Genomic DNA, 14,293 nt, shown 5'->3' with positions numbered 1-14,293 from the left:
TAATGGAATTATCATTCAATGATATGTATTTTACCATGTTATCTACTCAAATGGAGAAAGAATGAGAGGGGGATTTCAATGATTAGAAATGCAAAATCTATTAAAATGAAAATTCTTTTAAGTTTTCTTATTTTCTTACTATGTACATGGATATACAGCTCTTATAGTTATTTTCAAAATGAAAAATTTATGGAAAATACACAAAAAATTATTACTGATGACATGAAAATACTGTCTATAGGATACCAATTATCACAATCTATTGACTCTCGCTTAGCTGCAGCGAGAAACTATATTTTCACGGGTGACCCAACTTACAAAAAAACATTTAATAGCCATGCTGATCAAGCTTCTACTATTCAAAAGGAAATCGAGCAATACACTAGCGTCCAAGCAGTTCAACAAATCGTTACCGAGGAAAAGAAATGGAGCACAACCATCCAAGAAGAACTTTTTTTACTTTTCGAGCAAGGAGATATAACGAATGCTACTTCATTATTAGCTACACTTGATAAGCAAGGGACTACAATTCGTAATGAATATCAACTATTTGCACAATCAAAAGCTTTGGAGATTGAAGAAAAAGGCCATTCTGTATCAAAAGATACGAGTTCAACCAAAACTGTCCTACTGATCATTTCTTATGCGATGACCATTATAGCTATTATACTTGCACTGTATCTTTCACGCTTAATCTCTAAACCGATTGCTCATTTAACAAATCGAATGGAAAGCATTGCAAATGGTGAACTTAACCATCCCCCTTTAGACGTCACGACAAATGATGAATTAGCGCGTTTGACGATTTCTACAAACAAAATGAATGCGCAATTACAACAAATCATTATAAAAGTGCAAGAAGGTGCAACAGCTGTTACTGAAAGCAGTAAGAACTTAAACATCTCTGCCTCTGAAATAACAAGTGCTATGATGCAAACAGCAGCTGCAGTCGAACAAATTGCAAACGGTACGGATGTTCAAGCTACATCCGCAAATGATTTACGGACAACGATGCAAGGTTTTTCACACAATGTAGATAGTGCGAATCAAAATAGCTTAAAAGTACTAAGTCATTCAGAAAATGTACAAACCATGACAAATGACGGACAAAATTTAATGAATGACACCGAACAGCAAATGCAAAAAATTGATGGGATTGTAAAACAAGCTGTTGAACGTGTTGAAGGATTAAATAGCCAGACACGTGAAATTACACAACTCGTACAAGTTATTACGGAAATTGCAGACCAGACGAATCTATTAGCATTGAATGCCGCCATAGAAGCTGCACGTGCCGGTGAACAAGGGAAAGGGTTTGCTGTTGTAGCCGATGAAGTACGGAAATTAGCTGAACAAGTAAGCCATTCTGTGTCGAACATTTCTGCAATAGTACACGCTATTCAAAATGAAACTCAAATTGTAACCCACTCTTTACTAGAAGGTTATGATGAAGTGAAAAAAGGGTCTCAACATACCCATATTTCTAGTGAAACATATCGTAATATTTCTGTCGCTGTTTTAGAAATGGTCTCAAATATTCGAACGGTTACAGAAAACTTACAGCATATCGCAAATAACACGAACCAAATTGATAGTGCGATTGAAAATATTGCTGCCGTGTCTGAACAATCTGCTGCAAGCTCACAACAAACAGCTGCAACTATTGAAGAAGTAACAAGTTCAATGGAAACCGCAGCACAAAATGCTTATCAATTAAATGAAACAGCCAATCACTTACAATCCGTTGTTCAGCAATTTAAGTTGTAATACTAAAAGAGAAATCCAGCGTATTCAAAAAAGGGTTGTTTTATTAGCACAAGCTAATAGGACAGCCCTTTCACATTATAATGGTTCTATTTTATAGCTTTTACAATCGCATCATTTAGCTTTTATTATTTCCTAGCGGATTAGAAGATATATTATCTACTCTAACTCTTCCCATAAGCGTTGGTTATATCCTTCGCCTACCTGCTCTCTACATAGGAAATCATGATTTGCTACAATCTCTCACCATACGTTAAAATACCCTGCTATTTTAGAATGAAGAGATATAGATCATCATTACTTGTGGAGAAAAATAAAATAAGCATAGAAAATGTACCATTTTCTATGCTTATTTTATTGATACTTATTAAGATGACCCGTACGGGATTCGAACCCGTGTTACCGCCGTGAAAGGGCGGTGTCTTAACCACTTGACCAACGGGCCATGGCTCCGAAGGTAGGACTCGAACCTACGACCAACCGGTTAACAGCCGGTTGCTCTACCACTGAGCTACTTCGGAATAATATATATGGTGGGTCAGGACGGAATCGAACCGCCGACACTTAGAGCTTCAATCTAATGCTCTACCAACTGAGCTACTGACCCATAAAAATGGCGGTCCCGACCGGGATCGAACCGGCGATCTCCTGCGTGACAGGCAGGCATGTTAACCGCTACACCACGGGACCATTTATATGTAATGGCGGCAGAGGGGATCGAACCCCCGACCTTACGGGTATGAACCGTACGCTCTAGCCAGCTGAGCTACGCCGCCAAAATGTTTAAATAATATTTGGTGGAGCCTAGCGGGATCGAACCGCTGACCTCCTGCGTGCAAGGCAGGCGCTCTCCCAGCTGAGCTAAGGCCCCAAATAAATAAAAAGTAGTATTTTAGTTTACTCAATTATAAAAACTAAATTGGTGCCGAGGACCGGAATCGAACCGGTACGGTAGTCACCTACCGCAGGATTTTAAGTCCTGTGCGTCTGCCAGTTCCGCCACCCCGGCACATTTTGGAACGGAAGACGGGGTTCGAACCCGCGACCCCCACCTTGGCAAGGTGGTGTTCTACCACTGAACTACTTCCGCAATATGTGCTTAAATATGTATATAATGCTTAATTTAAATGGTGAGCCATGAAGGACTCGAACCTTCGACCCTCTGATTAAAAGTCAGATGCTCTACCGACTGAGCTAATGGCTCGGAAATGGCTGGGGTACTAGGATTCGAACCTAGGCATGACGGAATCAAAATCCGTTGCCTTACCGCTTGGCTATACCCCATTTATTTTAGTAAAGATGGTGGAGGGGGACGGATTCGAACCGCCGAACCCGAAGGAGCGGATTTACAGTCCGCCGCGTTTAGCCACTTCGCTACCCCTCCGAATAATGATATATGGTGGAGGATGACGGGCTCGAACCGCCGACCCCCTGCTTGTAAGGCAGGTGCTCTCCCAGCTGAGCTAATCCTCCATATAATTAAAAATTGTCACGAATAAAATATGTATACATTTTATTCTTTCAAAACTGGATAAACGGTGCATTGTGCAATTCACAAAATGTGGTTAAGTCCTCGACCAATTAGTATTCGTCAGCTCCATATGTCGCCACACTTCCACCTCGAACCTATCTACCTGATCGTCTTTCAGGGGTCTTACTTACTTGCGTAATGGGAAATCTCATCTTGAGGGGGGCTTCATGCTTAGATGCTTTCAGCACTTATCCCGTCCATACATAGCTACCCAGCGATGCCGTTGGCACGACAACTGGTACACCAGCGGTATGTCCATCCCGGTCCTCTCGTACTAAGGACAGCTCCTCTCAAATTTCCTACGCCCACGACGGATAGGGACCGAACTGTCTCACGACGTTCTGAACCCAGCTCGCGTACCGCTTTAATGGGCGAACAGCCCAACCCTTGGGACCGACTACAGCCCCAGGATGCGATGAGCCGACATCGAGGTGCCAAACCTCCCCGTCGATGTGGACTCTTGGGGGAGATAAGCCTGTTATCCCCGGGGTAGCTTTTATCCGTTGAGCGATGGCCCTTCCATGCGGAACCACCGGATCACTAAGCCCGTCTTTCGACCCTGCTCGACTTGTAGGTCTCGCAGTCAAGCTCCCTTGTGCCTTTACACTCTACGAATGATTTCCAACCATTCTGAGGGAACCTTTGGGCGCCTCCGTTACCTTTTAGGAGGCGACCGCCCCAGTCAAACTGTCCGCCTGACACTGTCTCCTACCCCGCTAAGGGGCATGGGTTAGAAATTCAGTACAACCAGGGTAGTATCCCACCGACGCCTCCACCGACGCTAGCGCTCCGGTTTCTCTGGCTCCTACCTATCCTGTACAAGTTGCACCAAATTTCAATATCAAGCTACAGTAAAGCTCCACGGGGTCTTTCCGTCCTGTCGCGGGTAACCTGCATCTTCACAGGTACTATAATTTCACCGAGTCTCTCGTTGAGACAGTGCCCAGATCGTTACGCCTTTCGTGCGGGTCGGAACTTACCCGACAAGGAATTTCGCTACCTTAGGACCGTTATAGTTACGGCCGCCGTTTACTGGGGCTTCAATTCATAGCTTCGCTTGCGCTAACCACTCCTCTTAACCTTCCAGCACCGGGCAGGCGTCAGCCCCTATACGTCACCTTACGGTTTTGCAGAGACCTGTGTTTTTGCTAAACAGTCGCCTGGGCCTATTCACTGCGGCTCTCTCGGGCTTTCACCCTACCAGAGCACCCCTTCTCCCGAAGTTACGGGGTCATTTTGCCGAGTTCCTTAACGAGAGTTCTCTCGCACACCTTAGGATTCTCTCCTCGACTACCTGTGTCGGTTTGCGGTACGGGTACCTCCCACCTCGATAGAGGCTTTTCTTGGCAGCGTGAGATCAGGAACTTCGTCCATACGGACTCGTCATCACAGCTCAATGTATTAGTACGCGGATTTGCCTACGTACACACCTTACTGCTTGAACAGAGACAACCAACGCTCTGCTTACCCTACCCTTCTGCGTCCCCCCATTTCTCAAACGGTGGGGAGGTAGTACAGGAATATCAACCTGTTGTCCATCGCCTACGCCTGTCGGCCTCGGCTTAGGTCCCGACTAACCCTGAGCGGACGAGCCTTCCTCAGGAAACCTTAGTCATACGGTGGACAGGATTCTCACCTGTCTTTCGCTACTCATACCGGCATTCTCACTTCTAACCGCTCCACCAGTCCTTCCGGTCTGACTTCAGCGCAGTTAGAACGCTCTCCTACCACTCACACCAATGGTGTGAGTCCACAGCTTCGGTGAATCGTTTAGCCCCGATACATTTTCGGCGCAGCGTCACTCGACCAGTGAGCTATTACGCACTCTTTAAATGATGGCTGCTTCTAAGCCAACATCCTGGTTGTCTAAGCAACGCCACATCCTTTTCCACTTAACGATTACTTTGGGACCTTAGCTGGTGGTCTGGGCTGTTTCCCTTTTGACTACGGATCTTATCACTCGCAGTCTGACTCCCGTGCATAAATATCCGGCATTCGGAGTTTGTCTGAATTCGGTAAAGCGAGATGCCCCCCTAGTCCAAACAGTGCTCTACCTCCGGTATTCTCATCACGAGGCTAGCCCTAAAGCTATTTCGGAGAGAACCAGCTATCTCCAAGTTCGATTGGAATTTCTCCGCTACCCACACCTCATCCCCGCACTTTTCAACGTGCGTGGGTTCGGGCCTCCAGTGAGTGTTACCTCACCTTCACCCTGGACATGGGTAGATCACCTGGTTTCGGGTCTACGACCACGTACTACATCGCCCTATTCAGACTCGCTTTCGCTGCGGCTCCGTCTTCACAACTTAACCTCGCACGTAATCGTAACTCGCCGGTTCATTCTACAAAAGGCACGCTATCACCCATTAACGGGCTCTAACTACTTGTAGGCACACGGTTTCAGGTTCTCTTTCACTCCCCTCCCGGGGTGCTTTTCACCTTTCCCTCACGGTACTGGTTCACTATCGGTCACTAGGTAGTATTTAGCCTTGGGAGATGGTCCTCCCGGATTCCGACGGAATTTCACGTGTTCCGCCGTACTCAGGATCCACTCTGGAGGGCATGTACTTTCGACTACAGGGCTATTACCTGCTCTGGCGGACCTTTCCAAGTCGCTTCGCCTAATACATGCCTTTGTAACTCCGTATAGAGTGTCCTACAACCCCAAGAGGCAAGCCTCTTGGTTTGGGCTCTTCCCGTTTCGCTCGCCGCTACTCAGGGAATCGAATTTTCTTTCTCTTCCTCCAGGTACTTAGATGTTTCAGTTCCCTGGGTCTGTCTCCAGTACGCTATGAATTCACGTAAAGGTACTACGCCATTAAACGTAGTGGGTTCCCCCATTCGGAAATCCCCGGATCAAAGCTTACTTACAGCTCCCCGAGGCATATCGGTGTTAGTGCCGTCCTTCATCGACTCCTAGTGCCAAGGCATCCACCGTGCGCCCTTAATAACTTAACCAAGTTATACTTGAACAACGTTCAAGATTTTAAGTTGACACGTCAATGTTACTTGACTTGTTTTGACTCTTATCTATTTAAAATAGAAATTTGTGTTTGCTTTCAATGTCGTTTTATCCAGTTTTCAAAGAACAAAGCTACTGACTTCTATCACATCGTGATATACATCAGTGTATTTGCTACATGCAGCTTTGCGACGATAGCGCAAGCGTTAGGAGCAAGGTATTTAGAAAGTCATAAACTTTCAAAACTGAACGCAAAACGTTAACTACTGACCATGTCAGTATTCCGAAAATATCCTTAGAAAGGAGGTGATCCAGCCGCACCTTCCGATACGGCTACCTTGTTACGACTTCACCCCAATCATCTATCCCACCTTCGGCGGCTGGCTCCAAAAGGTTACCTCACCGACTTCGGGTGTTACAAACTCTCGTGGTGTGACGGGCGGTGTGTACAAGGCCCGGGAACGTATTCACCGCGGCATGCTGATCCGCGATTACTAGCGATTCCGGCTTCATGTAGGCGAGTTGCAGCCTACAATCCGAACTGAGAACGGTTTTATCGGATTAGCTCCCCCTCGCGGGTTGGCAACCGTTTGTACCGTCCATTGTAGCACGTGTGTAGCCCAGGTCATAAGGGGCATGATGATTTGACGTCATCCCCACCTTCCTCCGGTTTGTCACCGGCAGTCACCTTAGAGTGCCCAACTGAATGATGGCAACTAAGATCAAGGGTTGCGCTCGTTGCGGGACTTAACCCAACATCTCACGACACGAGCTGACGACAACCATGCACCACCTGTCACCGTTGTCCCCGAAGGGAAAACTATGTCTCCATAGTGGTCAATGGGATGTCAAGACCTGGTAAGGTTCTTCGCGTTGCTTCGAATTAAACCACATGCTCCACCGCTTGTGCGGGCCCCCGTCAATTCCTTTGAGTTTCAGTCTTGCGACCGTACTCCCCAGGCGGAGTGCTTAATGCGTTAGCTGCAGCACTAAGGGGCGGAAACCCCCTAACACTTAGCACTCATCGTTTACGGCGTGGACTACCAGGGTATCTAATCCTGTTTGCTCCCCACGCTTTCGCGCCTCAGCGTCAGTTACAGACCAGAAAGTCGCCTTCGCCACTGGTGTTCCTCCAAATCTCTACGCATTTCACCGCTACACTTGGAATTCCACTTTCCTCTTCTGCACTCAAGTCCCCCAGTTTCCAATGACCCTCCACGGTTGAGCCGTGGGCTTTCACATCAGACTTAAAGGACCGCCTGCGCGCGCTTTACGCCCAATAATTCCGGACAACGCTTGCCACCTACGTATTACCGCGGCTGCTGGCACGTAGTTAGCCGTGGCTTTCTAATAAGGTACCGTCAAGGTACAGCCAGTTACTACTGTACTTGTTCTTCCCTTACAACAGAGTTTTACGAACCGAAATCCTTCTTCACTCACGCGGCGTTGCTCCATCAGGCTTTCGCCCATTGTGGAAGATTCCCTACTGCTGCCTCCCGTAGGAGTCTGGGCCGTGTCTCAGTCCCAGTGTGGCCGATCACCCTCTCAGGTCGGCTACGCATCGTCGCCTTGGTGAGCCGTTACCTCACCAACTAGCTAATGCGCCGCGGGCCCATCCTGTAGCGATAGCAGAACCATCTTTCAACTTTCTAACATGTATTAGAAAGTATTATTCGGTATTAGCCCCGGTTTCCCGGAGTTATCCCAAACTACAGGGCAGGTTGCCCACGTGTTACTCACCCGTCCGCCGCTAACTTTCATCTGATGCAAGCATCAAATGAAAGTCCGCTCGACTTGCATGTATTAGGCACGCCGCCAGCGTTCGTCCTGAGCCAGGATCAAACTCTCCATAAAAAGAATTTGAGTAAGCTCAAATTTGCTGGCATCATGTTTGATGTCCAAAATTTTGTTTCTTATTTAGAAACATTTATTGTTAACGTTTTGCTTGTTCAGTTTTCAAAGTTCATTTCGTTTCAGTCACCGTAGCGACATTTAATATATTACAACCTCTTTTAAAATCCGTCAATAGTTTTTATAAAATAATTTTCTTTTTTATTTCACTATATAAAAAATACCTAGTCTCAAGGAATAATAGCTTGCTACTTTATAAAACATACATCCCATTATATTGGCATCTATTTAAAAACACCAGCATTTAAATAAAGAAATTTATCTCTTTCATACAATAAACATAATCGATTTAATTCTATGTTACATTCTCTATTAGTGAACCCAAAAGAGTTCCTACTATAATATATAGTAGGACCCGTTTAACCTCTATCTCTTTAGAAATAGAAAAAACGCGGGTAATTTTCTCCCCGCGCTCTTCCCTTAAAATAAACCTACCGCATTCCCTTCAGCATCTACATCCATTCGAAGCGCTGCTGGTTGTTTCGGCAACCCTGGCATCGTCATAATATCCCCTGTTAAGCACACTAAGAAGCCCGCACCTAACTTTGGAATGACTTCACGAATCGTAACTGTAAAGTTTTCAGGACGCCCTAGTAAGCTTGCTTGATCTGATAACGAGTATTGTGTTTTTGCCATACATACAGGCAATACATCCCAACCAAACTTCTCAATTTGCGCGATTTGCTTTTTCGCTGCATCGGTAAATTGTACACCTGCTCCACCATACACTGTTTGCACAATTTTCGTTACTTTTTCTTCAATCGACTCTTGTAACTCATATAAATGATGGAAATCGTTTGGCTCAGCTAATACGTCTAACACTTCTTTCGCAAGCTCAATGCCGCCTTTTCCACCCTCTTCCCATACATTTGTACGGGCGATACGAATGCCTTCATTTTTAGCCCACGTTAATACAGTATCAATTTCCGCCTCTGTATCTGTAATAAAACGGTTTAATGCGACAACTGGCTCGACACCAAAGGCACGTACAGTCTCCACATGCTTCGCTAAGTTGGACATACCTTGTTTTAACGCTGCTACATTTTCTGTAGCTAATGCATCTTTTGCTACCCCACCGTGCATTTTTAACGCGCGAATAGTCGCTACAATGACTACCGCAGCTGGTTTAAAGCCACCTTGACGTGCTTTAATATTTAAGAATTTCTCAGCACCTAAATCTGCACCAAAACCAGCCTCTGTAATGACAATATCCGCTAATTTACGTGCCGTTTGTGTCGCTACAATCGAGTTACAGCCATGCGCGATATTCGCAAAAGGTCCCCCGTGAATGAGTGCTGGTGTGCCTTCAATCGTTTGGACTAAGTTCGGCTTAAATGCGTCTTTTAGTAATAATGTTAATGCGCCTTCTACACCTAATTGACGTACAAATATAGGCTCACGGTCATACGTGTAGCCAATGACAATATTCGATAAACGGATTTTTAAATCTTCTAAGCTTGTTGCTAAGCAAAATACCGCCATAATTTCAGACGCTACTGTAATATCAAAACCATCTTCTCGTGGCACACCTTGTACTGCACCACCTAATCCAACAACCACTTTGCGTAATGCACGGTCATTTAAATCCACTACACGTTTCCACAAAATACGACGTGGGTCGATGTTTAAAGCGTTCCCTTGATGGATATGATTGTCGATAAGAGCAGATAATGCATTGTTTGCTGTCGAAATAGCGTGGAAATCGCCGGTAAAATGTAAGTTGATATCTTCCATCGGCAATACTTGTGCGTATCCACCACCTGTAGCACCACCCTTAACCCCCATCACAGGACCAAGTGACGGTTCACGAAGTGCTACAATGACATTTTCATTTAGCTGACTTAATGCATCCGCTAACCCTACTGTAACAGTTGATTTCCCTTCTCCCGCTGGCGTCGGATTGATTGCTGTAACAAGAACAACTTTATCTGTTGCTTCGCCAGGGATTTTAGCTGGATCTACTTTCGCTTTGTAGCGACCATATTGCTCTAATGCATCTTCTGGAATATTTACCTTTTCGGCAATGTTCGTAATTACTTGCATTGTTGCATCATTAGCGATTTCTAAATCTGTTAGTGGCTTTGTGATTGTCATGTTGCCCCCTACTTTCAAGTGTGATCAAACTTTATTATATACAATATCCGACGATTGCAAGCGCTCTAAATGATTAAAATATAGCCAATTTGTTGACAGTTTTTAAATGTTCCTGTATATTTTAAAGGTAATTGTCTTAATTTTGCGATAACAACAATTATATCTGTAAGTATGGGAGGAGAACGCTCATGCACCAAGGGAAAGTAAAGTGGTTTAATAACGAAAAAGGCTACGGGTTTATTGAGTGCAATAATGGTGAAGACGTTTTCGTACACTTCACTGGTATTCGTGGAGAAGGATTCCGTACATTAGAGGAAGGACAACCTGTTTCCTTTGATATAATTGAAGGAAATCGTGGACCACAAGCTTCAAATGTATTTAAAGAGTAATGTTACACCGGCTTATACCGGTGTTTTTTTGTAATAACATTTATGATTATCCCTTTCATCAGCCTCTCCCCTTACCACAAGCACTTATATTTAGTATGTTCCCTTCGATAAGTAATCGATGTCCTTATTCCCCTCTAACCATTCCATTAAAATTTCCATAAACTTTTCCGTAGCAGGCGAAATATTATATGTTGTCGATAACCCAATGATACGAAACGTTTCTTGTTTAAATGGTATCGCACGAACATTACTTGGTAGCCCTGTTAAAACAAGTTTCGGCAAAATGGATACACCGAGATGATGTTCAACCATTGAAATAATACCTGATTCATCGAATAATTCAAAACGAATATTCGGTTTAATCGTATGCTTTTCAAACATGGTGATCACATCATTCGTTCCTTTATACGAAGGCATAATAAAATGCTCATTTTCCGTTTCCTTCAAATCAATTAGCTTTTGCCCATATAGGGAGCTGTTTGATGACACAATACACATAAGTGGATCTTTAATGAGTGGTATATATTGAAACTGTTTAAAACTCGCTCGATTTAAAAACCCACAATCAACCTCACCACTCACAAGCCACTGCTCAATTTCATAATAATCGCCTTCACGTAACTCAATTTTTATACCCGGATACCTTTGTTCCATCACTCTAATAATGCTAGGCATCCATTTTGTCGAAATACTAGAGATTAAGCCAATTCGTACTGTCCCCTTTGTCACTCCTGTAATATGAGCTGCTTGTTGTTGAAGCAGTTCTTCAGCTTGTAACACTTTCCGCATCGCTAATAGCATTGTTTGGCCATCGGTTGTTAGTTTTACTCCTGCACGACTACGGTGAATGAGGGGAAAGCCAAATTCTTTTTCCAAACTTGATATCGCATGACTAATTGCTGACTGTGTTAATCCTAGTTGCTCCGCTGCTTTTGTAAAACTTTGTACTTCTGCAACCGCTTGCAAAATTTCGTATTTAATCAAACTCATCATTTATGTACCTCTAGTTCTAATAATCCATGAATTTCTTTCATGTTAACCATTATAAACATTCGTTTTACTAATCACAATGCTCCTTATATAGTTGTTTTATAACAGTTTTTTATGGTGGTGAAAGGATGAGTTTACAAAACAAAGCAAATTTATTGATGGTAATCGTTACGATGTTTTGGGGGTTGAGCTATACATTTATGACGATGGGGCTCGAAACCCTCGATACATATAACATCGTCGCTCTAAGATGTTCCATTGCCTTCGTTGTGGCCGGGCTCATCTTTTACAAAAAAATGAGGAACGTCAATATACAAACATTAGGATATGCCGGTATCCAAGGCTTCTTACTATTTACTGTTTTCGCATTAAGTTTATTCGGATTACAAACAACCACTGCATCTAACGCTGGTTTTATTTTAAGCTTAACGGTTGTATTAGTACCGATTTTTTCTAGTTTTTTAGAGCGTAAGTTGCCATCAAGGGCTGTTACGATCGCTATTATCATTACGATGTTCGGTATATCCGTACTCACACTAAAAGATTCCCTATCATTTAAGCAAGGGGATGTTTTAATTGCAATCGCAGCAGTTGCTTATGCAATTTACCTGATTCTTAATAGTAAATTTACAAAATCGGTTGATTCTATTTCATATGGCACTTATCAATTAGGATTTGCAGGATTATTCGGTTTGATTCTCACATTCCTCTATGAATCTCCTACACTGCCTTCCACGTCAACGAGCTGGATTGCTATTTTAGGATTAGGCGTTATTTGTACGGCATTTTGTTTTATCGCACAATCTGTTGCACAACAGTATACATCTCCTACGCATACAGGACTCATTTTTTCATTGGAGCCGATTTTCGCAGCTGTTTTTGCGATGATATTTATCGGTGAAGTATTGACACTCCAACTCTTCATTGGCGGTGCCCTTATTTTATGTGGGACTTTAATAGCTCAATTTGAACAAATTTATTTAACACGTTACATGAATAAACGATCAACAACACATAAAGAAACAGCTTAAGGATACTGCTTAGGCTGTTTTTATTTTAGAAATCAGAACAAACGCTCTCTATTTCCTTCTTACGAAAAATAAACATAACTATCGATATTGTCATATATTCGCTAGAAAAAACATAGATTATTTACTAGCAAGCAAATGTCACAATCTTTGAAATATACTTTCATTTTTCTTAATAACAAACTGACGTTATTATTAAGTAGTTATTATTTCTCTCATATTTTTATTAAATAAACAAAGGAAGTGTTTTACATGGTAGGACGTAATGATTTGTGCCCATGTGGTAGCAATAAAAAATATAAAAAATGTTGTGAAGGTAAGCAGCAAGTAGATGTAAAAAGCTTAGTTAATGAGGAAATTGAAAGTACTTTACAAACTTTTTATGCTGTATACCCAGAGAGAAAAGACATTCGCGAATACATTGAATTAGTAAAAGAATGGTCACCTGCGATGAACGGAAAATTACAGCGTGAATTAATCGAAGCGGTTGTACTAGATGAATTTTTCTTCCACCAACGCCCAGACATTTGGACAAATTATTTAAAACGACAAACGAAACGCACATTGCGCCCGCAAACAGCCTCATTGTTCGAACAATGGCAATCGCCTGAGATTTTCATCGGTATCGTAGAAACTGTAGAAGAACGTTATTTTAAAGCGGCTCACGCATTAACTGGCAAAACATATATGATTCGCCGCGAAAACAATAAGCCAATTCCTGAAGGTATGTATGTGTTTGCATTCTTATTACCAGATGGTTCAGAACAAGTAGATCATGTATTAGCTGTATCGACGATGATCTTCTTCCCTGCTGAGCATACAAAAGTATTTGAAAACTTCGCAAAAACGTTTGCAAATCAAGAGCAAGATGCACTTACATTCTTAAAAGACAACCATTTGGCATTATGGACAAACTTAGTTGCTGGTGGCTATGCAGGTGAAGAATTTACAACGTTTGAGCAAGATGTATTAGAGCAAACGAAAAACTTCTTAGCAGAGCATAACCGTAATAGTGAAGCATTAATCGTTGCATTAGAAGACTACTTAATCGAACAGCAACCAAAAGCACGTAAAGCGGCTGCTATTGCAGCTGGTGCTATTCGTTTCGGTCAAGACCGCGGCCTATTCGACGGGAAAGCATTTACAGTGAAAGAAATCTCTGAAAGCTTCGGTGTATCTGCTTCGTCATTAAATAAATATTATCAAGATTTACTAGAGTATACGGCTGTCTCAGCTTAATGTAAATTGAGAAATATGAAAAGGACTAACTTTGTGGAGTTAGTCCTTTATTTATTCCATACCATCTTTTACTTTCATTAGTTCTTTTCCTAAAAACTGCAATTGCTCCCCTACTGTACATTGTTTAATACAGAAAAGATGCGCCCCTGTTTTCCCCCGCGTTTTTCGAAGGTCGCGGATGACAAGACAATCTGTACAATATATGTCTGTTAATGCATCAATTTCTTCCATCACCGATACTTTGTTCATCAGCGCCCTCCTGTAAGTTTTTTTGTTTTAGTTAATTATTCTACCATATTTGCGGAATACTATTCAATAGTACATTGCCTAGCCACTGAAGTCCATATGTATTAAATGGACGTGAGACATTTTGAGGTCATTTCTT

Annotated in this window: 7 protein-coding genes, 12 tRNA genes and 2 rRNA genes; 4 read left to right on the top strand and 17 right to left on the bottom strand. The window is 42.9% G+C overall.

Annotation, left to right across the window (positions count from 1 at the left end):
* The first annotated feature begins 78 nt into the window (after positions 1-78).
* Positions 79-1,767, top strand: a complete 1,689-nt coding sequence (locus tag ACQQ2I_RS07825; RefSeq protein ID WP_431029969.1) for a methyl-accepting chemotaxis protein — start codon at positions 79-81, stop codon at positions 1,765-1,767.
* 370 nt (positions 1,768-2,137) lie between these two features.
* Here the strand turns inward: ACQQ2I_RS07825 and ACQQ2I_RS07820 are convergent.
* The 15 genes from ACQQ2I_RS07820 to ACQQ2I_RS07750 form a co-directional block, all read right to left on the bottom strand.
* Positions 2,138-2,209, bottom strand: a tRNA-Glu gene (locus ACQQ2I_RS07820).
* Position 2,210: 1 nt separating this feature from the next.
* A tRNA-Asn gene (locus ACQQ2I_RS07815) sits at positions 2,211-2,285 on the bottom strand.
* Between the two features lie 10 nt (positions 2,286-2,295).
* A tRNA-Phe gene (locus ACQQ2I_RS07810) sits at positions 2,296-2,371 on the bottom strand.
* A gap of 7 nt (positions 2,372-2,378) precedes the next feature.
* Positions 2,379-2,454: transfer RNA gene (locus ACQQ2I_RS07805), tRNA-Asp, on the bottom strand.
* Positions 2,455-2,466: 12 nt separating this feature from the next.
* Positions 2,467-2,540 (bottom strand) — tRNA-Met (locus ACQQ2I_RS07800).
* Between the two features lie 19 nt (positions 2,541-2,559).
* Positions 2,560-2,635: transfer RNA gene (locus ACQQ2I_RS07795), tRNA-Ala, on the bottom strand.
* Between the two features lie 49 nt (positions 2,636-2,684).
* Positions 2,685-2,773, bottom strand: a tRNA-Leu gene (locus ACQQ2I_RS07790).
* A 6-nt stretch (positions 2,774-2,779) separates the two neighbouring features.
* Positions 2,780-2,854, bottom strand: a tRNA-Gly gene (locus ACQQ2I_RS07785).
* Between the two features lie 38 nt (positions 2,855-2,892).
* A tRNA-Lys gene (locus ACQQ2I_RS07780) sits at positions 2,893-2,968 on the bottom strand.
* 5 nt (positions 2,969-2,973) lie between these two features.
* Positions 2,974-3,048 (bottom strand) — tRNA-Gln (locus ACQQ2I_RS07775).
* Between the two features lie 16 nt (positions 3,049-3,064).
* Positions 3,065-3,148: transfer RNA gene (locus tag ACQQ2I_RS07770), tRNA-Tyr, on the bottom strand.
* A gap of 13 nt (positions 3,149-3,161) precedes the next feature.
* A tRNA-Val gene (locus tag ACQQ2I_RS07765) sits at positions 3,162-3,237 on the bottom strand.
* 88 nt (positions 3,238-3,325) lie between these two features.
* Positions 3,326-6,253: ribosomal RNA gene (locus tag ACQQ2I_RS07760) — 23S ribosomal RNA — on the bottom strand.
* 303 nt (positions 6,254-6,556) lie between these two features.
* Positions 6,557-8,111 (bottom strand): 16S ribosomal RNA (locus ACQQ2I_RS07755).
* Together the 16S and 23S rRNA genes with 12 tRNA genes alongside form the textbook arrangement of a ribosomal RNA operon.
* A gap of 477 nt (positions 8,112-8,588) precedes the next feature.
* Entirely contained in the window at positions 8,589-10,262 is a 1,674-nt protein-coding gene (locus tag ACQQ2I_RS07750) for a formate--tetrahydrofolate ligase (protein WP_431029968.1), read from the bottom strand.
* 188 nt (positions 10,263-10,450) lie between these two features.
* On the opposite strand from ACQQ2I_RS07750, the gene ACQQ2I_RS07745 reads away from it, so the two are divergent.
* Positions 10,451-10,651, top strand: coding sequence for a cold-shock protein (locus ACQQ2I_RS07745; RefSeq protein ID WP_391372190.1), 201 nt, complete (start codon positions 10,451-10,453; stop codon positions 10,649-10,651).
* Between the two features lie 90 nt (positions 10,652-10,741).
* Here the strand turns inward: ACQQ2I_RS07745 and ACQQ2I_RS07740 are convergent, their stop codons facing one another.
* The gene (locus ACQQ2I_RS07740; protein ID WP_431029967.1) at positions 10,742-11,644 is read right to left on the bottom strand and encodes a LysR family transcriptional regulator; all 903 of its coding nucleotides are present in this window, start codon (positions 11,642-11,644) and stop codon (positions 10,742-10,744) included.
* A 125-nt stretch (positions 11,645-11,769) separates the two neighbouring features.
* On the opposite strand from ACQQ2I_RS07740, the gene ACQQ2I_RS07735 reads away from it, so the two are divergent.
* The gene (locus ACQQ2I_RS07735; RefSeq protein ID WP_431029966.1) at positions 11,770-12,672 is read left to right on the top strand and encodes a DMT family transporter; all 903 of its coding nucleotides are present in this window, start codon (positions 11,770-11,772) and stop codon (positions 12,670-12,672) included.
* 249 nt (positions 12,673-12,921) lie between these two features.
* Positions 12,922-13,908, top strand: coding sequence for a YecA family protein (locus ACQQ2I_RS07730; RefSeq protein WP_431029965.1), 987 nt, complete (start codon positions 12,922-12,924; stop codon positions 13,906-13,908).
* 51 nt (positions 13,909-13,959) lie between these two features.
* Here the strand turns inward: ACQQ2I_RS07730 and ACQQ2I_RS07725 are convergent, their stop codons facing one another.
* Positions 13,960-14,157 (bottom strand): zinc-finger domain-containing protein, encoded by a 198-nt coding sequence (locus tag ACQQ2I_RS07725; RefSeq protein WP_431029964.1) that lies wholly within the window; start codon positions 14,155-14,157, stop codon positions 13,960-13,962.
* Between the last annotated feature and the right edge of the window lie 136 nt (positions 14,158-14,293).

This window comes from Lysinibacillus sp. LZ02, assembly GCF_050613145.1.
Lineage (GTDB): Bacteria > Bacillota > Bacilli > Bacillales_A > Planococcaceae > Lysinibacillus_B.
Note: the sequence above shows the minus strand (reverse complement) of the source record. Positions and strands in the feature narration are given on the sequence as shown.

Coding starts and splice junctions, on each gene's coding strand:
- ACQQ2I_RS07740 (WP_431029967.1), bottom strand. CDS start 11,644: ATGATGAGTTTGATTAAATACGAAATTTTGCAAGCGGTTGCAGAAGTA.
- ACQQ2I_RS07725 (WP_431029964.1), bottom strand. CDS start 14,157: ATGAACAAAGTATCGGTGATGGAAGAAATTGATGCATTAACAGACATA.
- ACQQ2I_RS07825 (WP_431029969.1), top strand. CDS start 79: ATGATTAGAAATGCAAAATCTATTAAAATGAAAATTCTTTTAAGTTTT.
- ACQQ2I_RS07735 (WP_431029966.1), top strand. CDS start 11,770: ATGAGTTTACAAAACAAAGCAAATTTATTGATGGTAATCGTTACGATG.
- ACQQ2I_RS07745 (WP_391372190.1), top strand. CDS start 10,451: ATGCACCAAGGGAAAGTAAAGTGGTTTAATAACGAAAAAGGCTACGGG.
- ACQQ2I_RS07730 (WP_431029965.1), top strand. CDS start 12,922: ATGGTAGGACGTAATGATTTGTGCCCATGTGGTAGCAATAAAAAATAT.
- ACQQ2I_RS07750 (WP_431029968.1), bottom strand. CDS start 10,262: ATGACAATCACAAAGCCACTAACAGATTTAGAAATCGCTAATGATGCA.